This window comes from Paenibacillus sp. Lou8.1 (assembly GCF_024213565.1).
GTDB lineage: Bacteria > Bacillota > Bacilli > Paenibacillales > Paenibacillaceae > Paenibacillus > Paenibacillus polymyxa_B.
The window spans coordinates 487497-513923 of the sequence record NZ_JANAVN010000001.1 but is presented as its reverse complement, the minus strand read 5'-3'; the positions used below and the strand labels follow the sequence as shown (position 1 = coordinate 513923).

At 45.6% G+C, this 26427-nt stretch carries 24 protein-coding genes; all 24 read right to left on the bottom strand.

The window, feature by feature from the left end:
• Window positions 1-79: 79 nt before the first annotated feature.
• Complete coding sequence (gene pnp, locus NLX78_RS02475; protein ID WP_250261597.1) at window positions 80-2182, bottom strand: polyribonucleotide nucleotidyltransferase; 2103 nt, start codon at window positions 2180-2182, stop codon at window positions 80-82.
• Window positions 2183-2396: 214 nt separating this feature from the next.
• Entirely contained in the window at window positions 2397-2666 is a 270-nt protein-coding gene (rpsO, locus tag NLX78_RS02470; protein ID WP_007430074.1) for a 30S ribosomal protein S15, read from the bottom strand.
• A 132-nt stretch (window positions 2667-2798) separates the two neighbouring features.
• On the bottom strand, window positions 2799-3737 hold the full coding sequence (locus tag NLX78_RS02465) for a bifunctional riboflavin kinase/FAD synthetase (protein WP_254349509.1): 939 nt from the start codon (window positions 3735-3737) through the stop codon (window positions 2799-2801).
• Between the two features lie 58 nt (window positions 3738-3795).
• Window positions 3796-4731: a tRNA pseudouridine(55) synthase TruB gene (gene truB, locus NLX78_RS02460; protein ID WP_061829437.1), complete on the bottom strand. Its 936-nt coding sequence runs from the start codon at window positions 4729-4731 to the stop codon at window positions 3796-3798.
• Entirely contained in the window at window positions 4728-5705 is a 978-nt protein-coding gene (locus NLX78_RS02455) for a DHH family phosphoesterase (protein WP_061829438.1), read from the bottom strand. The genes truB and NLX78_RS02455 overlap by 4 nt, the downstream gene beginning before the upstream one ends.
• 51 nt (window positions 5706-5756) lie before the next feature.
• On the bottom strand, window positions 5757-6107 hold the full coding sequence (gene rbfA, locus NLX78_RS02450) for a 30S ribosome-binding factor RbfA (protein WP_010346342.1): 351 nt from the start codon (window positions 6105-6107) through the stop codon (window positions 5757-5759).
• A gap of 20 nt (window positions 6108-6127) precedes the next feature.
• Window positions 6128-8683 (bottom strand): translation initiation factor IF-2, encoded by a 2556-nt coding sequence (gene infB / locus NLX78_RS02445; RefSeq protein ID WP_061829439.1) that lies wholly within the window; start codon window positions 8681-8683, stop codon window positions 6128-6130.
• Window positions 8676-8999, bottom strand: a complete 324-nt coding sequence (locus NLX78_RS02440; protein ID WP_025720915.1) for a L7Ae/L30e/S12e/Gadd45 family ribosomal protein — start codon at window positions 8997-8999, stop codon at window positions 8676-8678. The genes infB and NLX78_RS02440 overlap by 8 nt, the downstream gene beginning before the upstream one ends.
• Window positions 8992-9300 carry an RNase P modulator RnpM gene (rnpM, locus tag NLX78_RS02435; protein ID WP_007430067.1) on the bottom strand — a complete coding sequence of 103 codons (309 nt, stop codon included), beginning with the start codon at window positions 9298-9300 and terminating at the stop codon, window positions 8992-8994. The genes NLX78_RS02440 and rnpM overlap by 8 nt, the downstream gene beginning before the upstream one ends.
• Before the next feature lie 23 nt (window positions 9301-9323).
• Window positions 9324-10421 carry a transcription termination factor NusA gene (gene nusA / locus NLX78_RS02430; RefSeq protein ID WP_013309927.1) on the bottom strand — a complete coding sequence of 366 codons (1098 nt, stop codon included), beginning with the start codon at window positions 10419-10421 and terminating at the stop codon, window positions 9324-9326.
• Between the two features lie 101 nt (window positions 10422-10522).
• Complete coding sequence (rimP, locus tag NLX78_RS02425) at window positions 10523-10984, bottom strand: ribosome maturation factor RimP (RefSeq protein WP_254349508.1); 462 nt, start codon at window positions 10982-10984, stop codon at window positions 10523-10525.
• A 312-nt stretch (window positions 10985-11296) separates the two neighbouring features.
• Window positions 11297-15613 (bottom strand): PolC-type DNA polymerase III, encoded by a 4317-nt coding sequence (locus NLX78_RS02420; protein WP_254349507.1) that lies wholly within the window; start codon window positions 15611-15613, stop codon window positions 11297-11299.
• A 202-nt stretch (window positions 15614-15815) separates the two neighbouring features.
• Window positions 15816-17264, bottom strand: a complete 1449-nt coding sequence (proS, locus tag NLX78_RS02415; RefSeq protein WP_069291738.1) for a proline--tRNA ligase — start codon at window positions 17262-17264, stop codon at window positions 15816-15818.
• 51 nt (window positions 17265-17315) lie between these two features.
• Window positions 17316-18587, bottom strand: a complete 1272-nt coding sequence (gene rseP / locus NLX78_RS02410; protein WP_061829443.1) for an RIP metalloprotease RseP — start codon at window positions 18585-18587, stop codon at window positions 17316-17318.
• Between the two features lie 106 nt (window positions 18588-18693).
• Window positions 18694-19833 carry a 1-deoxy-D-xylulose-5-phosphate reductoisomerase gene (locus NLX78_RS02405; RefSeq protein WP_250261622.1) on the bottom strand — a complete coding sequence of 380 codons (1140 nt, stop codon included), beginning with the start codon at window positions 19831-19833 and terminating at the stop codon, window positions 18694-18696.
• Window positions 19834-19978: 145 nt separating this feature from the next.
• A complete protein-coding gene (locus NLX78_RS02400; protein WP_254349506.1) occupies window positions 19979-20770 on the bottom strand; it encodes a phosphatidate cytidylyltransferase in 792 nt (263 codons plus the stop codon).
• 17 nt (window positions 20771-20787) lie between these two features.
• Window positions 20788-21555 carry an undecaprenyl pyrophosphate synthase gene (locus NLX78_RS02395; protein WP_023988210.1) on the bottom strand — a complete coding sequence of 256 codons (768 nt, stop codon included), beginning with the start codon at window positions 21553-21555 and terminating at the stop codon, window positions 20788-20790.
• 84 nt (window positions 21556-21639) lie between these two features.
• Window positions 21640-22194, bottom strand: coding sequence for a ribosome recycling factor (gene frr / locus NLX78_RS02390; protein ID WP_029517013.1), 555 nt, complete (start codon window positions 22192-22194; stop codon window positions 21640-21642).
• On the bottom strand, window positions 22194-22922 hold the full coding sequence (gene pyrH / locus NLX78_RS02385; protein ID WP_013309918.1) for a UMP kinase: 729 nt from the start codon (window positions 22920-22922) through the stop codon (window positions 22194-22196). Before pyrH ends, frr begins: the two co-directional genes overlap by 1 nt.
• Before the next feature lie 121 nt (window positions 22923-23043).
• Window positions 23044-23694 carry a translation elongation factor Ts gene (tsf, locus tag NLX78_RS02380; protein WP_013309917.1) on the bottom strand — a complete coding sequence of 217 codons (651 nt, stop codon included), beginning with the start codon at window positions 23692-23694 and terminating at the stop codon, window positions 23044-23046.
• A gap of 131 nt (window positions 23695-23825) precedes the next feature.
• Complete coding sequence (rpsB, locus tag NLX78_RS02375) at window positions 23826-24524, bottom strand: 30S ribosomal protein S2 (RefSeq protein WP_013309916.1); 699 nt, start codon at window positions 24522-24524, stop codon at window positions 23826-23828.
• Between the two features lie 253 nt (window positions 24525-24777).
• The gene (locus NLX78_RS02370) at window positions 24778-25425 is read right to left on the bottom strand and encodes an endolytic transglycosylase MltG (protein ID WP_235308134.1); all 648 of its coding nucleotides are present in this window, start codon (window positions 25423-25425) and stop codon (window positions 24778-24780) included.
• A complete protein-coding gene (locus tag NLX78_RS02365) occupies window positions 25422-26054 on the bottom strand; it encodes a hypothetical protein (RefSeq protein ID WP_254349505.1) in 633 nt (210 codons plus the stop codon). The genes NLX78_RS02370 and NLX78_RS02365 overlap by 4 nt, the downstream gene beginning before the upstream one ends.
• Before the next feature lie 41 nt (window positions 26055-26095).
• Window positions 26096-26416 carry a hypothetical protein gene (locus NLX78_RS02360; RefSeq protein ID WP_254349504.1) on the bottom strand — a complete coding sequence of 107 codons (321 nt, stop codon included), beginning with the start codon at window positions 26414-26416 and terminating at the stop codon, window positions 26096-26098.
• Window positions 26417-26427: the final 11 nt, after the last annotated feature.

The following is a 26427-nucleotide window of genomic DNA, read 5'->3' as shown; positions in this document are numbered from 1 at the left end:
TAAACAATGCTATTCAAATCCCTTGTACTGTTCATACGAAAAGCTACTCCTGCCTTTCTAGTCTGCAACATACAGATACCTAGGATTTTGCAGGTGCTTCTGCAGTCAGAACAGCCTTACGGGACAGATTGACACGACCTTGTTGATCAATTTCGGTTACTTTCACCGTAATTGTATCCCCAATAGCAATTACATCTTCAACTTTGGCTACACGCTCAGTAGACAGTTGAGAAATATGAACCAGACCATCCTTGCCCGGTAAAATTTCAACAAATGCACCGAATTTCTCAATCCGTTTTACTGTACCGATGTAAATCTCACCGACCACGACTTCCTTTACGATACCCTCAATAATGGAACGTGCTTTTTCATTCATCTCTTGATTTGTGGAAGCGATGAACACACGACCATCTTGTTCAATATCGATTTTCACGCCGGTTTCTTCGATGATTTTGTTGATGATTTTACCACCAGCCCCAATAACATCACGGATTTTGTCCGGGTTAATGTGCATCGTCATAATTTTTGGAGCATACGGAGACAACTGCTCACGCGGCTTCTGGATCGCTTCCATCATTTTGCTAAGAATGAACAAACGTCCTTCTTTAGCTTGCTTGAGCGCATCCTGTAAAATCTGGCGGTCAATACCGTTAATTTTAATATCCATTTGAATGGCAGTTACGCCTTCCGCGGTACCAGCAACTTTAAAGTCCATATCGCCCAGGTGGTCTTCCATACCTTGGATATCAGTCAATACGGAAACATGGTCTCCATCCTTGATCAATCCCATGGCTACACCTGCAACCGGAGCTTTAATCGGTACACCTGCATCCATCATAGCCAGTGTACTTGCACAAATACTAGCTTGTGAAGTCGAACCATTCGATTCCAGTACCTCGGAAACCAGACGGATGGTGTATGGAAATTCAGTTTCGGAAGGAATTACTTTGGAAAGCGCACGCTCACCAAGAGCACCATGTCCGATTTCACGACGACCTGGCGCACGCAAAGGACGAGCCTCACCTACGCTGAATGGCGGGAAATTGTAATGATGCATGAAGCGTTTTGTTTCTTCCAGATCAATACCGTCCAAAATTTGTACATCACCCAATGCACCAAGTGTACAAATGCTAAGTGCTTGCGTTTGACCGCGTGTAAATAAGCCCGAACCATGAGTACGCGGCAAAATGCTAGTATCGCTTTCAATCGGACGAATTTCGTCAAGCTTACGACCATCAGGACGCACTTTATCATGCGTGATCAGACGACGTACTTCTTCCTTAACGATATCATAGAGAACTTCGCTCACGTCACTCAAAAGCTCAGGTGTCTCTATGTATTGTGCTTCAAAATGAGCAACTGTCTCTTCGTTGACTGCATCAATTGCCTCTTGACGGGCATGTTTTTCTGCAATTTTAACAGCTTGCATTAAACGTTCAGCTGCATAAGCACGTACTTCACTGTTCACTTTTTCATCAACAGCATGCAGTTTAACCTGCATTTTCTCTTTACCTGCTACTTGCACCAATTGTTCAATAACTGCCACAATGTTCTTAATCTCATCATGACCGAACATAATAGCTTCCAGCATAACTTCCTCTGGAATCTCATTGCCTTCGGCTTCTACCATCATGATGGCATCTTTCGTTCCGGCTACAACCAGGTACAGATCGCTTGCATTCTGCTGTGCAATATCCGGGTTAATCACAAATTGCCCGTCTACACGTCCTACAGCGACTCCCCCGATTGGCCCATTAAAAGGCACATCCGAAATGCTAAGTGCTGCCGAGGTTCCGATCATTGCTGCAATTTCAGGTTCGCAATCCTGATCGACACTCATAACGAGATTCAACACCTGTACATCATTCCGGAAACCTTCCGGGAACAATGGGCGAATTGGACGGTCTGTCAAACGGCTGGACAAAATCGCTTTTTGACTCGGACGTCCTTCACGTTTAATAAATCCGCCAGGAATTTTCCCCACAGCATACAATCTTTCCTCATAGTTTACGGTCAGTGGAAAAAAGTCCAAATCTTTCGGTTCACGGGAAGCGGTCACGGTACAAAGCACAACTGTTTCTCCGTAGCTCACTTTAACTGCCGCATTGGCTTGTTTCGCAAGACGTCCTGTTTCCAACACCAGCTTTCTTCCGCCGAGCTGCATTTCTACGCGTTGCTCCATGGTATCCCTCCATTTCATTTCATTGTAAAAGTTCTATACATATCCAGTATTTCCTGCGCAGGTCTTATTCATAAGAAGCTAGCAGACAAATCAGGATATGTAATTCAAAAAAAGATTCCTCATTTCAAAAAAGAACCCGGCTGCTGTCCGCCGTCGCCTTAGCAGGGACAAGCGGTGAACAACCAGGCTTCTTTTCTCATTACATGTCTGAAAATTAACGACGCAGTCCGAGACGCTCGATCAACGCACTGTAACGTTTAACATCAGTCTTCTTCAGGTAAGCCAAAAGTTTACGACGCTGACCGACCATTTTCAACAACCCGCGGCGGGAGTGATGGTCTTTCTTGTGCGAACGAAAGTGACTTTGCAAGTTGACGATGTTTTCAGTAAGGATAGCGATTTGTACCTCTGGTGATCCTGTATCGGATTCATGAGTTTTGTACTCCTCGATCAATTGCTGTTTACGCTCTTGAGTCAATGCCATCCTGTTCACCTCCTTCATTATAATCGCCATTAGCCTCGTAGCCGCCGGTGAAAGCGGACAACCAAGCTAAGGTTCATCGTTGTTTACACAACATAAGTCAGTATAACACAGCGCCTGTCTTATGTAAATAAATTAGCCTAACAGCTTTTTAGCCGTTTGTGCGTCATTGCCAATTTGGTTGATCAGCTCATCCACCGAAGAGAATTTGCGTTCAGGGCGGATGTAATGGTGAAGCTCCACAAGCACAGACTCTCCATAAATTTGCTGATTAAAATCAAATAAATGTACCTCAAACGACGGATTCAGCACACCTTCATGAAAAGTAGGCTTAACCCCTACATTCATTACACCGTTTATCCAATGATCGCCTATGAGTGCCCGTACAGCGTATACACCCTTGGTCGGAATCACGTAAGTATCATCCAGTTTGAGATTAGCGGTCGGAAAACCGATCGTACGTCCGCGCTTCTCTCCATCCATTACAGTACCCTGGATACGATAAGGACGTCCCAACCAGCGAGAGGCATGTGCTAGATCCCCGGTCTGTAAAGCACGGCGAATGCCAGAGCTGCTCACCTTGTCCCCATCCAGTTCGAACGGTGGTACGGTGTGCACCGACATCAGCTCTCCTCCCAGCTTCCGAAGTGTATCCTCATGCCCGGCTCCCCGGTGGCCAAACCGAAAATCAAAGCCTACTACCGCTGTTCGAATGTGCAATGGAAGCAGCACGTCGCTCATAAACGCCTCAGGGCTGACCTTGGAAAATTCTTCGTTAAAACTCAAAATATAAAGTACGTCCACACCCATATCAGCCAGAATAGTTTGCTTGTCCGCAAGCGGTGTTAAATAACCTTCATAATCGCCTTTTTTCATGACTTCCTTCGGGTGAGGATGAAATGTCATGACAGATACCGGCACCTGCTGTTCACGAGCCAGCGCAACAGCCTTACGTATCACGCTTGCGTGTCCCAGATGAAGACCATCAAACTGACCGATCGCCGTGACCTGTGGACGTCCCCATTGCTGCAAAAGCTCATCACTCAATGGATAAGATAACGATACGGTAATCATTATTAATTCACCTGCATTTCACATCATTTGACTAACTTCGTCAAAATTATAGCACAATTCAAGGTAAAAAAACTTTAATGGGAGCGATCGCGTCTGATTCATCCCGACCATATATACCTAAAAACGTTTTATCCTCTTTATACAAACGGAAGGGCTGATTGTCCGTCACAGGTGGTGAAATCATATTCAGCGACAGGCGTTGGCCTTGCAGAGCCGCAGTTACCTTGGCTTCAGCGACTATATGCTCAGGCATATAGTCAATCGCCTGATCCGTTGTAATAAGTCGCTCTCCAAGACTGCCATCCGCAACGAAACGCTCTATTTCTTCGAAAGTCAGACAACGTTCCGCAGGAATTCCCGCAGACATGGTTCGCTCCAGCTTAACCATCGTTGAAGGATATCCTAATTCACGACCAATATCAACACATAGTGTACGGATATAAGTACCTTTGGAGCATAAGGCACGAAAAGAAATATCCACATACGCCCCCGTCTCCGCGAATCCCGTCATTTCCAACTCGTAAATACTCACTTCACGACTTTTGCGCTCCACGGTTTTGCCTTCTCGAGCCAGTTCATATAGACGTTTGCCGTCCACTTTTAGCGCGGAGTACATTGGAGGTACTTGGGAAATCGTACCAACAAAACGCTTCAGGACCGCTTTGACTTCCACTTCCGTCACCTCTACGGGACGTTCACTCTCTTCCGTGATTTTCCCAGTCAGGTCTTCGGTATCCGTGGCAATTCCTAATCGCAGTGTAGCCCGATATTCCTTGGGCCGCTCCTGCATGTATTCCACCACACGGGTAGCACGTCCCAGACACAAGGGCAAAACACCGGTTACCTGCGGATCAAGTGTTCCAGTGTGTCCGATTCGCTTCATACCTAATAAACGGCGAGCCTTGGCCACCACATCATGAGAGGTAAATCCAGCAGGTTTATAGACAGGTAGAATGCCTTCCCAAGTTGCCTGTTCCTTCTTTATCGGGTTCATAGCTCAGATTTCACCCGCCCTACAACTGTCTCAATGATATCTCCCAGCTTACCCTCTAGCCGGCAGCCAGCTGCACGTACATGTCCACCGCCCCCAAATGATTGAGCCAGCGCAGCTACATCAACATTCCCTGCCGATCTCAAGCTGGCCTTGACCGCTTGATCATTAATAACCTTAAAGAAAATGCCTACTTCAACTCCACGAATATTTCTTGGATAATTCACAATGCCTTCCAAGTCCTCATTTACAGCCCCACAATCCGTCATGTCGTCAGGGGTTACAACGACCCAAGCGACTTTCCCATCCTCCGACATCGTGAGCGTTTGCAATGCTTTTGTTAACACCTTCATTTGTGGAAAGGTCATTTCCTCGAGCAATTTCTCGGATAAAGATGGACCATCTACACCGTAAGCAAGTAGCTGTGACACAGTAGACATCACTTTCGGTGAAGTGTTGGAGTAACGGAAACCACCTGTATCCGTTAGCAACCCTGTATATAAAGCCGTTGCTATTTCGACATCCCAGGTTACTGCAAACTCTTTCAGTAGGTCAAAAAGAATTTCTGCTGTTGCCGCAGCATCCGGCTTAATCACATTAACTGTACCGTAAGCATCATTGGTTGGATGATGATCAATATTCAGGATAATGGCATCTTCCGAAAAAAATTGCTCTGTCAAACCAACACGACGGTAATCCGCACAATCTACACAAATGATCCGGTTGTATTTCCGTTCTGGCGGTTGCTGGCTCATATCCATAATCTCATCGGCATGCCATAAAAAATCCATACGTTTGGGAATAGGCCCCTCATTCAGCATGGTAAATTTCTTCCCCAGACATGAGAGAAGCCAGCCCACCGTTACGGTGGAGCTGACTGCGTCTCCGTCCGGCTGTACATGCGATACGATCAGGTAATCATCATGCTCCAGAATAAATTCCTTCGCTTGTTGAAGCGCCTGTTCATAGGTATGCATTGCCTTCTCCTTTACATTCAGTTCATGGTTCCTTCAGACAAACTAAAAGTTTTATTTTTCATCCTTGTCGATATCACTCAGCAGTTTTTCAATTCGACTGCCGTAAGCAATAGATTCGTCAATTTTGAAAATCAACTCAGGGATATGGCGCAGCCGTATCCGTTTGCCGAGTTCAGAACGAAGATAACCGTTCGCTTTGTCCAATGCCTTCAGGGAAGAATTTTTCTGTTCTTCATCCCCGAGCACGCTCAAGTATATTTTCGCTTGGGACAAATCATTTGTAAGATCGACACCCGTTACGGTGATAAAACCGATGCGGGGGTCTTTTAATTCAGTTTGAATGAGTTGGCTTAGCTCCTTCTTGATCTGCTCGCCAACCCGACCTGTACGTATTTTAGCCATGGATGCTCACCTCTCTGCCGTTAGCGCTCCACTGTTTCCATGACGAACGCTTCAATAATGTCGAGTTCCTTAACATCATTATAGCCATCAAGGGTAATACCGCATTCGTAACCTTGGGCAACTTCTTTTGCGTCGTCCTTAAAGCGTTTCAGTGAGTCGATTTTACCTTCAAAAATGACGATGCCATCACGAATCAGACGTGCTTCTGCTGAACGGGTAATTTTACCGGATGTCACCATACAACCAGCGATCGTACCGACTTTAGTAACTTTGAATACGTTACGTACTTCAGCATGCCCAATCACATTTTCTTTATATTCAGGATCCAGCATGCCCTTCATGGCTTGCTCTATTTCTTCAATGACATTGTAAATGACACGGTGTAGACGAATGTCCACTTTTTCAGCTTCCGCTGTAGATTTCGCCTGGTTATCCGGACGAACATTAAAACCAATGACAATAGCATTGGAAGCTGCGGCCAAAATAATATCGGATTCGGTGATTGCTCCTGCACCACTGTGAAGAATTTTAACGCGCACACCTTCGACTTCAATCTTGTTCAAGGAACCTTTCAACGCCTCGACGGAACCTTGTACGTCACCTTTAATAATGACGTTCAGATCCTTCATTTCGCCATCCTTGATGTGTTGGAACAGGTCATCCAGTGTTACGCGGGTATTACTGCCCAGATCAGATTGGCGTTGCGTGATCGCACGTCTGTCAGCAATAGCACGAGCTTTGCGCTCATCCTCAAACACCATGAATGGATCGCCAGCAAGTGGAACTTCTGTCAAACCAGTAATTTCAACTGGAGTGGAAGGACCCGCTTCCTTAAGACGACGACCTTTATCGTTGACCATGGCACGCACACGCCCGAAGCAGTTACCCGCTACGAAAGCATCGCCGACTTTCAGTGTACCGTTCTGAACGAGGATACGGGCTACAGAACCGCGGCCTTTATCCAGTTCTGCCTCGATGATGGTACCACGTGCCCGTTTGTTCGGGTTCGCTTTGTACTCGTTCACTTCAGCTACGAGCAGAATCATTTCGAGCAGGTCTTCCAGACCCATTCTTTGTTTCGCGGAAACGTTGACGAAAATCGTATCGCCGCCCCACTCTTCAGGTACCAATTCATATTCAGTGAGTTCTTGCTTCACTTTATCCGGGTTGGCATCCGGTTTGTCGATCTTGTTCACAGCTACGATAATTGGCAGACCTGCTGCCTTCGCATGGTTAATAGCTTCGACCGTCTGTGGCATAACACCGTCGTCAGCTGCAACCACGATAATCGTCATATCTGTCACTTGAGCACCACGTGCACGCATAGCGGTAAAGGCTTCGTGACCCGGTGTATCCAGGAAAGTGATTTTTTTGCTATTAATTTCAACTTGGTATGCACCAATATGCTGTGTAATACCGCCAGCTTCGCCACCGGTTACATTAGTCGAGCGAATGGCATCCAGCAAAGTTGTTTTACCATGATCGACGTGACCCATAATCGTTACAACTGGTGGACGTGTTCTCAGATCCGCAGGATCATCATTTTCTTCCACGGTTTCAAAACGATCTTCTTCGACCGGAATTTTCACTTCTACCTCGACGCCAAAGTCTCCGGCAAGCAAGAGGATGGTATCCATATCCAGTTCCTGGTTAATGGTCGCCATCGTTCCGAGCATAATCAGCTTTTTGATGACTTCTGACGCATCCTTATGAAGAAGCTTGGCTGTTTCGCCTACGGTCATCTCACCACGCACAATAATTTTCTTAGGCGTGTTGTCGATTTTCTCGCGACGTTCCTGTTGTTGACCTTTACCACGATTGTTAAATTTCCCGCCACGATTACTGCCACCGCGATTATTGCCTCCGCGACCACCGTTACCACCGCGTCCGCCGCCTTGACGGTTATCGTCAAAACGTCCTTGACCGGAACGGTTACCACCGTTGTTGGAGTTACTGCCTGTACGGTTGCCACCACTACGGTTCGCATTGTTGCTACCTGTGGAGGATGATGTTCTTACAGCCGTACCACCCTGACTACTTCCCTGAGGGCGTGAGTTAGTGCTTTGGTTACCTTGAGGACGTGAACCTGTGTTGCCACTAGGACGCTGTTGTCCTCCCTGTTGTTGACCATTACTGCGGTTTTGTGTACTTTGCTGACCAGTGGGTCTGCTAGTACTTTGTTGACTGCGGTTTTGACCGCCCTGCTGACTGCTTTGCGCTTTAGGAGCGCTACTTCGGTTACTGTTTTGGTTGTTGTTTGTCCTATTCATACTTACCTGCTTTTCCTGTTGATTTTTGGTTTGCTCAGTTGAATGATTACTATTCTGGCTTGAACCGGCCTGATTCGAGCTTACTTGCGCCGTACCTGCTCCGCCTTGCTTGGCCGCAGCATTGGATTTAATATTCTTAAAAAAACTTTCCACTTTACCTACGGCATCATGTTCCATGACGCTCATATGGTTGTTCACGGGAATATCCAGCCGTTTAAGAATGGTGATAATTTCTTTGCTGCTCATGTTCAACGATTTGGCGTATTCGTATACCCGCACTTTGTCTTTGCTTTCTTGTTTACTCAATATACTCCACCTCCGACATTATCCCCGCATGTTTCTTGATCAATTTCGCGAATCCTTGATCCGTCACAGCCAGCACAACCCGTTCAGGTTTGCCGATACTGCTTCCCAAGCTTTCCCGGTCAAATCCTATCAATAAGGGGATTTTGTACGTCCCGCATTTGTCGCGGAATTTCTTTTGAGTATTCATTGAAGCATCTTTCGCAAGAATGACCAGCTTGGCTTCTGAAGACCTGATCGCTTTAAAAACGATCTCATCACCTGTTAGCAGCTTGCCAGCTCTCATGGCAAGACCCAATCCAGACAGCGCCTTATTCATCCTGCACGCTGCCTTGTGCCGCCAGGAATTCTTCCTCGACGGCAGCAAAATCACGACTTAGCTGCTCATAAATATCAGGATGAACCGAGTGCTTCAATGCTCGATCCAGTGCCTTGCTCTTTTGAGCCAGCTTGAAGCAGGCGGCTTTGCCGCACAAGTAAGCGCCGCGTCCCGACTTTTTGCCAGTCAAGTCAATCAACACTTCGTCTTCAGGGGTTTTGACGACACGGATCAACTGCTTCTTTGGCATCATTTCATGACAGGCCACACATTTGCGCAAAGGTATCTTTCTCTGTTTCATGCATTAACCCCCCTACACTCCGCTTAATCTACAGAAACGGAATCCTGATGCATTTCATCGGTGGATGTTCTCGGTCTGCCGAGTTCTTCCTCCGCCTGTGTTTCACTCTTAATATCAATTTTCCAGCCCGTAAGCTTAGCAGCAAGACGAGCATTTTGCCCTTTGATACCAATAGCAAGAGAAAGCTGATAATCAGGCACAATAACACGCGCCATTTTCTCTTCTTCAAATACTTGCACTTCGAGCACCTTGGATGGACTCAGCGCATTAGCCACGTATTCATCAACATTATCGGAATAACGTACAATGTCGATTTTTTCGCCACGCAGCTCATTTACAATAGTCTGTACACGTGTTCCTCTAGGACCCACACAAGAGCCAACCGGGTCAACCTCGGCGTTACGGGAATGAACCGCGATTTTAGAACGGAAGCCTGCTTCACGCGCTACGGAACGAATCTCTACAACACCATCAAAAATTTCAGGCACTTCGAGTTCGAACAAACGCTTAAGCAGACCCGGATGTGATCGGGACAGCATAATTTGCGGTCCTTTGGTTGTGTTTTCTACTTTGGTAATATAAGCCTTGATTCGATCCAGATGGCTAAATTTCTCATTAGGCATCAATTCACCTAACGGGAGAACCGCTTCCACCTTACCAAGATCAATATAAATGTTACGCGGGTCTTGGCGCTGTACAGTTCCTGTTACAATATCTTCTTCCTTGTCCACAAACTTGTTGTAGATCAGTCCCCGTTCCGCTTCGCGGATACGCTGGGTCACGACTTGCTTCGCAGTTTGTGCAGCAATCCGTCCAAAATCACGTGGTGTGACTTCGATTTCAGCGATATCCTCCAACTGAAAATGCGGGTTAATCTCACGAGCCGCAGGCAACGAAATCTCGGTGCGAGGATCCAATACCTCCTCAACGATCAACTTGCGGGCATATACCTTAATGACTCCCGAGTTGCGGTTCATATCAACACGCACGTTTTGTGCGGTGTTGAAATTCCGTTTGTAACTGGAAATCAAGGCTGCTTCAATGGCCTCAAACAGCACATCCTTGCTGATCCCCTTTTCTCTTTCCAACTCGTTCATTGCTTCAATAAAATCCATACTCATGGATTACTGCTCCCCCTTTCAAATGATGCACCTGCGTACTGGTCGGCACACGAGGCAAAAAAACATGTAGTACATGTCAAACAGCAACAGTCAAATCTGAATTAAAATATGATCGCGAGCCTTGCACCAGCTACCTTGTCATAAGGTATGGCATGCTTCTTTTGTCCGCTTTGAACGGTGAGTTCCCCGTCTTCAAAAGAAAGCAAACGACCTTCGAATTCCTTCAGGCCGTTGATCGGCTCGTATGTAGTAACGAATACGTTTTTGCCTACCGCTTTAGTAACGTCCTCCGCTTTTTTCAACGGTCTTTCGGCGCCTGGTGAAGACACTTCCAGAAAATATGCTGTAGAAACAGGGTCATTTTCATCCAACCTTTGACCCAGATATTCACTGATCATACTGCAGTCGTCCAGATCAATTCCTCCGTCTTTGTCCACAAAAACGCGAAGAAACCAATTGCTACCCTCTTTGACATACTCGACATCGACCAGTTCAAAACCATGCTCATCGAGGAAAGGTTGGGCCATTTCTTCTACTACTGATTTGATCTTTGGTGTGCTCAAAGATTATAACCTCCAAAAGTGAACTTTCCTGTGGTGAAAAAAAGACGCCCTATTACCATGGACAATGCTTCTCCATCACCGGCTTTTTCATTTTCATTTGATGTAATGTTCATTTCGGGCTCACTGCAAATAAACCGGCGTACCGGTTTCGTGCCCAAAAATAACCTTTTCACGTTGTAACTGTATATCAAACAGTAAAGAGTGGGTTTCCCCACTCTTTTAGCAACGGTTTTATCTCCATGATTACCAAAAAAATTATAACATAACCATAGTTATGTGACAAGTGCCAGAGCTTGACTACTGTGGTTCGGATTAAAACAGAGACAGCTGATTACTCTCTGGCAGACCTCGAAAGCAACCCATCTGGGACAGCATTTCGACAATGGTTTTACTAGCTTTCGATTTTTGTTGAAAATCCTCGACAGACAAAAATTCACCATGTTCACGGGAGGCTGCGATGTTACGTGCTGCATTGTCCCCAATTCCCTGAAGAGCTCCGAATGGCGGAATGAGTGAATCTCCATCCACCTTGAAGCGTGTAGCTTCAGAACGGTACAAATCAATGGATTTAAAACTAAACCCGCGAGCCGTCATTTCCAGGGCCATTTCCAGGATCGGAAGCATCCCTTTTTCTTTGGGCGGTGCCTGAAAGCCGAGTTGCTCGATTTCGACAATCTTCCGTGCGATTGCATCATATCCCTGACAGCACAGTTCAATATCAAAATCGGCTGCACGTACTGAAAAGTAAGTCGCATAATATTCAATCGGATGATACAGCTTAAAGTACGCTGTGCGCACTGCTGAAATAACGTAGGCTGCAGCATGCGCCTTCGGAAACATGTACTGGATTTTCAGACAGGAATCAATGTACCACTGTGGCACCTTGCATTTTTTCATTTCCTCAATCCATTCAGCACTAAGCCCCTTACCTTTACGTACGCTCTCCGTAATTTTAAAGGCCAGACCTGCGTCCATCCCTGCCTTGTAAATCAAAAATAGCATGATGTCATCACGGCAACCAATTACAGTCTTGATGTTACAGGTATTATTCTTAATCAGTTCCTGTGCGTTCCCCAACCATACGCCCGTGCCGTGAGACAGTCCGGATATTTGCAGTAAGTCAGCAAAAGAACTTGGCTGCGACTCTACTAGCATTTGGCGTACAAACTTCGTCCCCATTTCTGGTACACCATAGGTAGCTACAGGTGTGCGGATTTGCTGGGGTGTTACACCGAGCGCCTCCGTGGAGTTGAACATGCTCATCACCTTTGGATCATTCATTGGAATGGTCGTAGGATCGACACCAGTCAAATCCTGAAGCATCCTCATCATGGTCGGATCATCATGACCCAGAATATCGAGTTTGAGTAGATTCGCATCAAAAGCGTGATAATCAAAATGCGTTGTTTTCCATTCCGAGCTTGTATCATCGGCGGGGTACTGTACCGGCGTAATATCCTCGACCTCAATATAATCGGGAACAACGACAATTCCGCCTGGATGTTGCCCGGTACTGCGTTTGACCCCTGTACAGCCCGAAGCCAGCCTGTTCAGCTCAGCCCCACGCCATTTTTTATGATGCGCCTCTTCATATTTCTTTGCAAAGCCAAAGGCTGTTTTCTCGGCAACTGTACCGATGGTTCCAGCACGGAATACACTTTTCTCACCAAACAGTACTTTCGTATAGTTATGTGCGACAGGTTGATATTCGCCAGAGAAGTTCAAGTCAATATCGGGAACTTTATCTCCCTTAAACCCAAGAAACGTTTCAAACGGAATATCCTGTCCCTCACCCTTCAGTTTGCCACCGCATTTGGGACAGTTTTTGTCCGGCAAGTCAAATCCGCTCGGCACACTACCGTCCAAAATCCATTCACTATATCTGCATTCAGGATTACCGCAAATATAATGTGCAGGCAGTGGATTAACCTCGGAAATACCGAGAAAGGTAGCGACCACAGAAGATCCAACAGACCCCCGTGAACCTACCAGATATCCATCCTTATTAGACTTTTTAACCAAACGCTCGGAAATGAGATAGTTGGCAGAGAAACCGTATTTAATAATCGGCTCTAGTTCTTTTTCAAGACGGGCTACAACCACTTCGGGCAATTCCTCACCATAGATGGATTTAGCTGTCTCGTAGCAAGTGTTGCGGATTTCCTCATCCGCCCCATCCAGCAAAGGTGTAAACAGCTTGTCAGGGAACAGCTCCAGCTCCTCAAATCGATCCGCCAACTCACTGGTATTCTTCACAACGACTTCATAGGCTTTCTCCTCGCCCAAAAACTCGAATTCTGCCAGCATTTCGTCTGTGGTGCGTAAATGCGCATCTGGCTTACGAATATCTTTTAGCGGGCTAAATCCCGTAATGCCGTGTATCGTAATATCACGGTACAACTTATCGCGAGTTTCCAAATAGTGAACATTGCCTGTGGCAATTACGGGCTTATCAAGTCGCCGTCCAATTTCGCATACTTTGCGTATTGCCGTTTTCAGAGCATCGGGCCCGCTTACCAGTTGTTTTTCTACTAAATGCATATACATCGTCAAAGGTTGAATCTCCAGCACATCATAAAACTGTGCAATTTCCTCGGCCTCTTCCTCGGACTTGTTTAACACAGCCTCAAAGAACTCTCCTTTTTCGCAACCAGAAATAATAAGCAATCCGTCTCTCATTTCTGACAATTTGGATTTAGGAATACAAGGCACACGCTTGAAATATTCGGTATGAGACATCGAAACCAGCTTGTACAGATTTTTTTTACCAATCGGATTGAGGGCATAAATACAGCAGTGAAAAGGACGAACGGTCGATAAATCCTTACCCACATAATCATTCAGACGATCGAGCATTTTTAAACCCTTAATTTGTTCCGCATCATTCAACAAGCCATTCAGCACTTCAGTCAGTGCGACTGTATCGTCAATGGCTCGGTGATGACTTTCTAGCGCCACTTTATATTTGGTCGTCAGCGTATTCAGACGGTGGTTTTTCATTGTTGGAAACAGTAAACGAGCCAGTTCTAGCGTATCCAGTACCGGATTGGTCATTTCAGGCAAACCCATATTTCGAAGGGTCGCCTGGATAAAGCCGACATCAAATCGCGCATTATGGGCAACCAATACAGCATCGCCAGCAAAAGCTACAAACTCCTTCATAACAGGTTCTACATCCGGCGCGTCCTTGACCATTTCATCGTTAATGTTGGTCAGTTGCTGGATATTGTATGGTATACGCTCATGTGGATTGACAAAGGTAGCATAACGATCAACTTCTTTGCCATCATGCATTTTTACAGCCGCAATCTCAATGATTTTATTCTGCGTAACCGATAAACCGGTGGTTTCAATATCAAAAACGACATAAGTCGCTGTTTTCAAATTTAATGGTTGTGCCTGCATTACAACCTCAACAGCATCATTAACCACATTGGCCTCAACACCGTAGATCATTTTAATGCCGTTTTTCTTTGCAGCCTTAGCAGCATCAGGGTAGCACTGCACACCGCCATGATCAGTGACCGCAATCGCCTTGTGCCCCCATTTGGCAGCTGTTTTGACGTATTGATCAATCGAGGCAACAGCATCCATAGCACTCATCTTTGTGTGGAGATGGAACTCAACCCGTTTTTCCTCTGCATTATCCTTACGTGTGGGTGGAGCCTGTACTTCAACTAGATCGGAAGGAATCATAACCAGCTCGGGAATTTGCATAAAACGATCATATTCAACTCGCCCCCGCACTTTGACCCATTTCCCGTTAGCCAACAAACTGAGGATCTTTAGATCTTCTTTAGTTTTAGCAAACATTTTCATTTGCAGGGAATCACTAAAGTCGGTCAAATAATACGTAAACAACGTACTGCCATTGCGCAATTCTTTACTATCCAAACCGAAGATTGTTCCTTGTAAGGTGACTTTTTTCTCTTCGTCCTGAATATCTTGCATCGGAACAGCTGGTTCTTTGATGTCATAACCAAATTGAAGCCGTACGTCTCCTTCTTCTTCATCCAAAGGCGGCATTTCGGATTCCATACTTTCCATCATCTGCTGAATAACTTCGCGTTCTTCCTGCATCTTCTTTTCTTGGAATTGCTGTAATGCCTCCTGGTTACTTTCACCCACTTGGACTTTAATGCGCATAGAGAGTCCGAAATATTTATCGTAAAATTTGATGATAGCTTGATCTATCTGTTTTTTACGCGCCAGTTCCAATGACATACTGTCGCTCATCGTCAGCAATAATAGACCGTCTTCCCACTCATGCACAGCCCGATTCATCCAACCGTTAACAGATGGGATCTCACGATGCACCCACTCTAGAAAAAGTTTCCAGTATTCACTAATGATATCACCAGGCTGAATCTGCTCACTATACTGAAAACGGAACGTAATTTTTGCGATGTGACTCATTTTTTCCTGTACTTGAATACAGAACGTACGATACACTTGAGCGGGGACCAGTGTCTCCTTGGCAATGGTGATATTCCAATCCTTATTGGTACGGCTAATCTCCACTTGATCAATCCAACCGTCCAAAAAATAAGGTTCAACCACTCCAGCCGGCATCCCAACTTGCTTCATCAGCAGTTCCAGCCGCTTTCTCTTTTCTTCAGCTCCGCCCATGGCTCTCCCCCCAATTTTAAATCTACCATTCTGAAAACATGAAAAGCTTCTGCGTCAAAAACATCTCCGACCGCAAAAGCTTTTCGTAGCCCTCTTCAATCCTTCTCACAACTACATAGATCCTTCGGAACATTGTCCCGTAACAGCTACCATGTCAGCAAGAAGAATGAAGTGAGTATAGTGATATTGCCCTACATCTATATTAATACGCCCGTGCAAACACTACTGTATGCTTGGCAGGTTTGCCACAACACAAACATGTGGACTTTTGCTCGGTTGTTTTAAACGGTATGTTACGGCTTGTAGCACCTGTTACTTCTTTGACTTTGTCTTCACATTCTTCAGCTCCGCACCAGCCTGCCAAAGTAAAGCCGCGTTTTTCTTCCATGAGAGTCTTCATTTCATCCAGCGTATCGACGGAATAGAAGTTCTCTTCCATGAAATTTTTCGCACGATCAAACATCTCCTGCTGTACCTGTGCGAGCATTGCATGTACTTCCTCAACCAGATTATCCTGCTGCACGATTTTTTTCTCACCGCTGATGCGGGATACGAGCACACAGACACCGTTTTCCATATCACGAGGTCCGATTTCCAGACGAACCGGCACACCGCGCATTTCATATTCATTAAATTTCCAGCCTGGACTTACATCGCTGCGGTCGTCCATTTTAACACGCACTCCCGCTTGTTTCAACTCAGCAAATAGTTCATCTGCACGAGCGATAACGGCATCACGCTTCTTAGGTGGTCCAATTGGAACCATAATAACCTGCGTAGGCGCAACTTTAGGAGGCAATGCCAGACCACGGTCATCTCCATGTACCATAATCAGTGCACCGATCAAACGTGTACTTGTTCCCCATGAAGTCGTATGCGCGAATTCCAAGTTGTTTTCACGACTCAAATATTTAATGTCAAATGCAACGGCAAAATTAGTTCCCATATAGTGGGAGGTCCCAGCTTGTACCGCCCGTCCATCCTTCATCATCGCTTCCAGTGAAAATGTATCCTTCGCACCTGCAAACTTTTCAGAAGGTGTTTTCTGTCCAGTAATAACTGGAATAGCCAGAACTTCCTCAATAACCTCACGGTATACTTCCAGCATTTTCATCGTTTCTTCACGTGCTTCTTCTTCTGTTTCATGGGCCGTGTGACCTTCTTGCCACAAAAATTCACTTGTGCGCAAGAAAGGCAGCGTGCGTTTTTCCCAACGCACTACGTTAGCCCATTGGTTAATAAGCACAGGCAGATCACGATAGGATTGAATCCATTTGGAGTACATATGACCAATCATGGTTTCCGAAGTCGGACGAATTGCAAGACGCTCTTCCAGCTTTTCCCCACCAGCCTCGGTTACCCAAGGCAGTTCAGGATTAAACCCTTCGACATGCTCTTTTTCCTTTTGAAAAAAGCTTTCTGGAATGAACATTGGAAAATAGGCATTACGGTGGCCTGTTTCTCTGAAGCGCACGTCCATGGCTTCCTTGATATGCTCCCAGATTTCAAAACCATCGGGGCGGAATACAATACATCCGCGAACAGGGGAATAATCCATCAGTTCTGCTTTTTTAATAACATCAATATACCATCGGGAAAAATCTTCGCTCTGCGGCGTAATTTCCTCGACAAATTGTTTATCGTTCGACATAGAAATGCATGTCCTCCCATACAGACCGTTTTTGTATAAGCCCGTCTCTAATTAACCATTAATTAAGCGTAAAATATCGTTATACGTGACCGCAATCATAAGCAGGAATAGCATAGCAAAACCAACGAAATGGACCATTCCTTCCCTGCTCGGATCAACAGGACGTCCTCTTACCGCCTCTACACCGAGGAAAACAAGTCTGCTTCCATCCAGAGCCGGAATAGGCAATAAATTAAATATCCCTAGGTAAAGACTCATTATGGCAGTCCAATACGTCAACTGCTCAATCCCCTGCTTGGCAATTTGCCCCGTCACTTCAAAAGTACGTACCGGGCCTCCCAAGTCATTGATAGAAAATCGTTGAATGAGCTGGCTAAATCCTTGGAAAATAATATCGGTCGTTCTGACCATGGATTGTCCGGCAAATTTGAACGTTTCACCCACGCCTGCTTGGCGTTTTGGAAGTTCAGGCACTATGCCCACCTTGCCACCCTTTTGTCCTTCCATTGCACGAGGTGTAATAGTAAGATCAAAGGTCTTATTATCACGGCGAACCGTCCACTTCATCGGCTTGTCTTGAGAATCCGCAATCAGTTTGATCATGTTTTCAACATTCGCACCAATGGCTATTCCATTCACCGATTCGATGATATCTCCCTTATGCAAATCAGCTTCAGCAGCAGGCATACCTGCTGTAATTTCACTAATTTGGACATACGTCGGGTTGTCCACTTGTATGCCAACCATCTGAATATGCAGACCAAACAAAATAAAGGCAAGAATAAAATTCATCAGTGGTCCAGCAAAAATAGCCATCGCACGCTGTCCTACTGTTTTACTCCCATACTGCCGATCCTTGGGTGCAATCTGAATGGATTGACCTTTGGTTACCATCATCGCTTGCGGGTGTACAGTGTATTGCTGATCTTCGCCATCTACATCCAATTTTAAAGTTAACGACTGTTCCAGATCAATATCCAACACTTCGCCACGCACCACATTCTTGCGATTATCCAGTTGATCCAGATAGATGGTCTTCACGACGTCATCCGTTACGCGTACAGCAATCGTTTGTCCGGTCTCAATTTCATTGACCTCCGGATCCTCTCCCGCCATGCGGGCAAAGCCACCGAACGGCAACAAACGCAACGTAAATCGCGTCTCGTTTCTTTTATAAGAAAACAGTTTCGGACCGAAACCGATCGCAAACTCCCGTACCAGAATCCCGGCGCGCTTGGCAAAATAATAATGCCCCCATTCATGCACTGTCACTATGACGAAAAACATGAGCACCGTCATCAACACTATTTGAATCGTTTCCAATCGTTTCCGTTCCCCTTTCAATGAGATCGAGTTTGTCTTCCTAGATTATCATTATTCTCCGATCCCGCACAAGAGAATCACATTTCGTTTCTAACCCAACATTAGCCTACAATTCCGCAGCTATGCTACGAGTCTCTCCGTCACATGCTTCAATCGCAGACAAATCAGGATTAGCCACATTGACATGCCGCTCCAGCACACGTTCAATAATAGCTTCAATATGCAGAAAAGAAATTTCTCCACGCAGGAAACGGGCAACAGCAATCTCATTAGCTGCATTAAATGCGGTCGGTGCTGTACCACCCATTTTACCACATTCGAAGGCAAGCCTTAAACAAGGAAAACGATTATAATCCATTTCCTTAAAATGGAGTCTGCCCACTTCAGCCAGTGACAACGGCTTCGCCGGGGACTTCATACGCTCAGGATAAGTCAATGCATATTGAATGGGTACTCTCATGTCCGGATTCCCAAGTTGAGCAACAATGCTTGTATCCTGAAACTCAACATAGGAATGAATAATGCTTTCCGGATGAAGCAACACATGAATCTGCTCATAATCAAGTCCGAATAGCCAATGCGCCTCAATGACTTCCAGCCCCTTGTTTACCATCGTTGCTGAATCAATTGTAATTTTGGCCCCCATTGACCAATTGGGATGCTTGAGTGCATCTTCCACTGTAACTTCACGCAACTGTTCTCTTGTCAAATCTCGAAAAGAACCCCCTGATGCTGTGAGAGTAATATGTGCCACATCTTTCATACGCTCACCATTCAAGCATTGGAAAATAGCTGAATGCTCACTGTCAATCGGCAGCAACGGCACTCCTTTCGCCCGAGCCCGCGCTGTGACCAGATGACCAGCAGTAACCAGTGTTTCCTTATTGGCCAAACCGATCTGTTTTCCAGCCTCAATTGCGGCCAGCGTGGAGTGCAATCCGACACTGCCCATTACAGCCGTCACAACCATATCCGCCTCTGTGTTCGCAGCAAGCTCAACGAGTCCTTCATTTCCCCAATACAGTTCCGTTCCAGAAGGCAGTAAAGGACGAATTTCATCCGCCAACTGCCGAGTACCCACAGACACTTTTTTGGGTTTATAAAGATGAGCCTGCTCAGCAAGTAACTTTATATTAGAACCACCTGCTAAAGCCTCAACAGTAAACTGATCCGGGTGCATGGACACTACATCCAGCGTTTGAGTTCCAATAGATCCGGTTGAACCAAGTACCGTAATTCTTTTCATGATGCACCTTCCTATCCTGAAAATCACTTTTATCCAGGAGCTCATTGATTGTTATTCAGGCAGCTATGCTACTGGTTCCAACCTTCTAGTAGCGCAGAGTGAGCAGCATAGAGATTAGCCTGAGCATAAACTGTAATCAATAGACTCATGGAAGCAGCATCAGCATATGTACAAATGGAAAAACGACAATCCAGCTGTCGCAGCGGTCTAGTATACCACCGTGCCCTGGCAGCAGATTACCGGAATCTTTAATGCCGTACACTCGTTTGTATGCAGATTGTACCAAATCGCCCAGTTGTCCCACAACTGCACATGACAAACCGATGCCGATGGCTTTGCCCCATGGCAGCAGTCCACCCGATAATCCAGCGAATACAAGAGCTATAACCAACGCTAAAACGATGCCGCCAATGGATCCTTCGACCGTTTTGTTCGGACTGATCGCAGGCCATAATTTCGTCTTTCCTGCCATTTTGCCTACAAAATATGCCCCTGCATCACTTGCCCAAATACAAGCCAATAATAAAAATGTCCATAACAGTCCATGTTCCATATGACGTGATTCCGCAATATACGAAAATCCAAACCCTATATAAACGGTACCAAGAAATAATATAGCTACCGTTTGAATCGGGATTTTATTTTTTGTTCCTACCGTGATGATCATAAAAGCTATCATTACCAGCCAAAGCATACTGGCAAAGGGTAAGGGTGCGTGCAAACCAAAAGGTTCATACGGGAATACAAAAGCTAATATGCTTACGTATCCAAGTATTGCTGTACCTCCAAAAGGAGATACCTGCGTCATTCGTGCGAACTCATAAAATCCGATTAGGGCCATCGCCAATATAAGCAAATGGTAGGCCAAGCCGCCCCACAGGACCATCGCCAAAAAGAATATGCCTGCCAGAATACCGGTAATTAATCTCTGTCTCAACGGCTTTCATCCTCCATTTACTTCAGTCCGCCATACCGCCGTGTTCTTTGCTGATATTCGATCACTGCTTCGTATAAGTGTTCTTTCTTAAACTCAGGCCAATAAATATCAGTAAACCACAACTCACTGTAGGCAAGCTGCCAGAGCATAAAATTACTAAGTCTAAGCTCACCGCTTGTTCGAATCAGTAAATCAGGGTCTGGCATACCACTAGAAAGCAACGTATTACCGATCAGCTCAGATGTTATATCTTCTGTTTTAAGCTTCCCATCCGCAATTTGACGGCCCAATGTTTGCATGCATTCTGTGATTTCCAACCGACTTCCATAATTTAATGCAAAATTAAGAACAAGTCCGGTATTATTTTCAGTTCGTCGAGTCGCTTCAGTCAGCGCCTCAACGGTATGGGAAGGTAAATGTTCCTTATTGCCCATCATACGCACTTGCACATTTTTTTCAATCAGCTCATCTAGCTCAATAGCCAGAAATTCCTGCGGTAAGCGCATTAGAAAATCAACTTCGTCCTTTGGACGCGTCCAATTTTCAGTTGAAAATGCAAACAAAGTCAAATACTTAATACCCAGTTCATCCGCTGCAATTGCTGTGCGTTTCACTGCCTTCATTCCATTTTGGTGCCCTACAATCCGCGGCATTCCAATCCGTTTGGCCCATCTGCCGTTCCCATCCATGATGACAGCAACATGCTGCGGAATATTGTCTTTTGAAATGGCCGGTGTTTGCTGTTTTTGTTCCCCGTTCCACCAAGACCGAACCCGTTTGATCATTCCAGTTCCTCCAGCATTCTCTGAAAATGTGCCTCAGGCTTGAAAAGAGACAAACCCCACCGTAAGGGAGGGGCTGCCAATCTTTTAAACTTCCATAATTTCTTTTTCTTTTGCAGCTAAAACTTTATCCACTTCAGCGATAAACTTATCAGTTGTTTTCTGGATATCTTCTTGATGTTTACGAGATTCGTCCTCGGAAATATCACTTTTCTCCAATTTTTTGATGTCATCATTGGCATCACGACGAATGTTACGAATAGCGATCTTCGCTTCTTCACCGTTCTTCTTCGTCAACTTCACCAAGTCAGTTCTGCGTTCCTCCGTCAAAGCAGGAATGCTCAGACGAATGGTGTTACCATCATTCGAAGGTGTCAAACCTAAATCGGATTTTTGTATAGCGCGCTCGATATCGGCCAAGGAAGATTTGTCCCAAGGCTGAATCATCAAGGTCCGGCTGTCAGGTGTATTGATATTCGCCAGCTGGTTGACTGGAGTCATTGCACCATAATACTCTACCTGTACACGGTCCAGTAAAGCTGGTGTCGCCCGTCCTGCACGCAAAGATGCAAGATCACGTTGCAATGCTTGGATTGCTTTTTGCATGCGTTCCTCAGCACTCTTTTTCACAGATTGTGGCATTAATTTACACTCCCTTTGACGATCGTACCAATTTTCTCACCCAGCACGACACGTTTAATGTTACCTTGCTCTGTAATAGCAAAGACAATCAACGGAATATTGTTATCCATGCACAACGAGGAAGCGGTAGAATCCATGACACCGAGATTTTTGTTGAGCACATCCAAATACGTAAGCTGCTCATATTTCTCGGCTGTGCTATCTTTAAACGGATCAGCAGAATATACGCCATCCACTTTATTTTTAGCCATCAGAATTACTTCCGCTTCAATTTCAGCAGCACGTAATGCAGCAGTAGTATCAGTCGAGAAGAACGGATTACCTGTACCTGCTGCAAAAATAACAACCCGACCTTTTTCCAAATGACGGATAGCTCTACGGCGGATATAAGGTTCAGCAATCTGTTGCATCGCAATGGATGTTTGTACACGAGTAGGTACTTCAATCTGTTCCAAAGCATCCTGTAAGGCCAGTGAGTTCATCACTGTTGCCAGCATACCCATGTAATCTGCCGTGGCCCGGTCAATTCCGTTGGCACTTCCAGCAATACCACGCCAGATGTTACCGCCACCACACACGATAGCAACTTCTACTCCCAGTTCCACCACGTCTTTGACTTGTTCGGCAATGGACGCAATCGTATCCGCATCAATACCGTAACCGTTAGGACCTGACAGCGATTCACCACTAACTTTCAGGACAACACGCTTAAACACAGGTTTTTCCAAATGATCACCCTCCAATATCATTTATACTTTATGTAACAGGATAGGTGTCCTGTTGCAAGAAAAGGAACACTGATGTGTTCCATTTCCGTTTTTTCCATATGCAATTACCGTTCGTTGGTAATTATTGTTTCACTTGAGACATAACTTCTTCGTAGAAGTTATCTTCTTTTTTCTCCAGACCTTCACCCAGTTCAAAACGAACAAAGCGACGCAGAGAGATGTTTTCGCCAATTGTACTGATTTTTTCGTTGATAAGCGTGGAGATTGTTTTGTCTGGATCTTTGATGAAAGATTGCTCCAACAAGCAGAACTCCTCATAGAACTTACCAATGCGGCCTTCAACCATTTTTTCAACGATTTTCTCTGGTTTACCTTCGTTCAGAGCTTGTGCTTTCAGGATTTCTTTTTCTTTTTCGATCTCTTCCTGTGGCACTTCTTCACGACGAACATAACGAGGGTTCGATGCAGCGATATGCATTGCAATATCGCGCACAAAATCTCTGAACTGGTCTGTTTTAGCTACGAAGTCTGTTTCGCAGTTTACTTCTACCAGTACGCCGATACGGCCGCCAGCATGGATGTAGGATTCAACAACACCTTCAGTAGCAATACGACCTGCTTTGTTGGCTGCAGCTGCAAGTCCTTTTTCGCGCAGAACTTCAACCGCTTTTGTCAAATCACCGTTTGCTTCTTCAAGCGCTTTTTTACAATCCAGCATTCCTGCGCCTGTTTTTTCACGAAGCTCTTTTACTGCGCTAGCATTAACTGCCATATTATTTCCCTCCAAATTTGATTTTCAGTGGTATACCGTGCTTTATTCCTTAAAAAAAGGGTAGTGAGAGGTTATACACCTGCCAACCACCCTTTTCATTTAATTCATATAGGTATTTCCTAATGGAAATATTATGCTGTAGTTTCTTCGCCTTGGTTTGCTTCCATAACTGCATCAGCCATTTTACCTGTCAGCAATTTAACAGCGCGGATTGCGTCGTCATTACCTGGGATAACATAGTCGATTTCGTCTGGATCGCAGTTTGTATCAACGATACCTACGATTGGGATACCCAATTTGCGAGCTTCAGCAACCGCGATACGTTCTTTGCGTGGATCAATGATGAACAGAGCACTTGGAAGGCCCTTCATGTTTTTGATACCGCCCAAGAATTTTTCAAGACGATCTTTTTCTTTGCGAAGAATGATAACTTCTTTTTTAGGAAGAACTGCGAATGTACCGTCTTCTTCCCAAGCTTCCAGTTGTTTCAAACGGTCAATACGTTTTTGAATCGTTTGGAAGTTAGTCAGCGTACCACCCAACCAACGTTGGTTAATGTAGAATTGACCAGCGCGTGCTGCTTCTTCTTTAACGGAATCTTGTGCTTGTTTCTTCGTGCCTACGAACAGAATTGTACCATTCTCAGCTGCAATGCTTTTTACGAAGTTGTAAGCTTCCTCAACCTTTTTCACTGTCTTTTGCAAGTCAATGATGTAAATACCGTTTCTTTCAGTGAAGATATAACGATCCATTTTCGGGTTCCAGCGACGTGTTTGGTGACCAAAGTGAACCCCAGCTTCCAAAAGCTGTTTCATGGAGATTACTGCCATCTTCACGCACCTCCTAAGTTTGGTTTTTTGTGTGTCCTCCGCCGACATCATTTTTCATAAAGACTTTCCATTGGAAAGCACCCTCTATAAAATTAACCGACGTGCGTTTTTAACACCGTCAATTAATATACCATAACACTTGCATCGTTGCAACCAACTTTTCGACAATAGTTGGAACAACGCAAAATGTGACGTTTTACGCCTCTTATCGAACTTGTCAGCATGAATAAAAGCCGTCCACTTCCCGGTCTGGTCAGTTGGACGGCTTTTTTGTAATTTTAGTAATAATAGAACTGAAATCCTCACCTTTAGCAAACTGATAGGTACCCGTACGAATTTTGGTATTGATTTTTTGGGCCTTAGCTGCTGCCTCAAACGCACTAGCATCCGACACAACCCCTGCCCGTTGCAATCCTGATGCCACACTTCTCAAATTGCTTCCCGAGGCAATGCTATACTGCACTTGTGGGGTGGCAGGCTGCTTGGGGATGTTGGGAGTCGTTGTAGTGCCAGACCTTTGAGTTTGCGGCTTATTCGGACTTTGTGGAACCGATGCGCTGGTCGAAGGTTTAGAAGCCGCCGAGGATGTGCTATTTGCAGGTACCTTTGGTGTTGACGGCGTTTGAGCTGGTTTAGCCTTTTCGGGTGCAGCCGGAGTTTTGTTGCCTTCCTTGATCACCTTATTACGCCATTCCTCTTCTGTCATTTTCGGATCAGAACTGTCACTGATCTGAAGATTTAATTCGGCAGCTGCCTTTTCTAATTGCTCTCGCGTCATGTTTTTTGGGTCTGTTGAAGATTGCTGCGATTGTCCCTGACCGATCATTGCCAGTTGCAACAGCAATGCCCCCGTTATAAGGCCCGTACCCATGCCTAGCATAAATGAACGGTTTTTGATCACGTTACATCCTCCCGCTCCGCGAGTTGCAATATAAGCTGTACTTCCCCCCGCTGGATGCCTGATTGCTTGGCTATATAATCCAACGACTTGCCTTGCTCATGCAGCGCAAACAACTCTTGATAACGATCACGGATGGACTCTACTTCCTGCTCAGTTTCAGGGTCTTGCAATACTGTCTGCTCCTCCATAGTTACGAGAGGAGCTTCTGAATCAGAATAGCCTTCCTGTACAGACACTCCAGGTTGCGGACTTTGAAATTGACCGTAAGCAACCGCTGCCTGATGAGAAGTTACTGTATGTTGTATTTCCTTAGATACAGGCTCGGTTTGCATAGAAACAGTAGCAAACATAGCCTGGCGCTCAAGCTCCACGATACGGTTCCGAAGCTCAGCTACTTGTTCCTGTAATGCCGCCTGTTTAACTGTATGCTCCTGCTTCATACCAGATACGAGCTCAATCAGCTCGTCATTGTCGTTTTCAATATCGGCCATATACTGCTCCAATGTGGCCTCGACCTTTTGAACGACGGCCTCTTCTGTTCCCCGGCCTGGCTGACGCTTAGGCAGAAGCCAGGCGTAGACAACAGCTGCAGCGCCCAGCAGAACAATATAAATCCATGGTTGATCCACTGCCCATCGTCTCCTTTAATAACGCTTCTCCACCTGTCGGATCAGAGCGAAAAATCAATATGGTGTCCCTTGTACGGATGCTCTGCCGGATGCTCCTTAGGCACCTCAGTCTCATCTGATTGGGAACGGCTCTGCTGGGAAGAATCTCTGCTCTGTCCTCCCGTTTGCCGCTCACCGACGAATGTTTCTGCAGACTGATCTATGGCACTGCTTCGCTGACGCTTGTTCTCTGTCTCCAGCGCGGCCTTTTGTCCAAGCAATGCTTGATCATTCATCGGCCGCTGCTGGGACTCACTTTGGTATTTTCCTGCTTCACTGGTGCGAGGTACGGCAATTTGCAATTCAACAGCCTTCAAGCTCATTGGACCACACC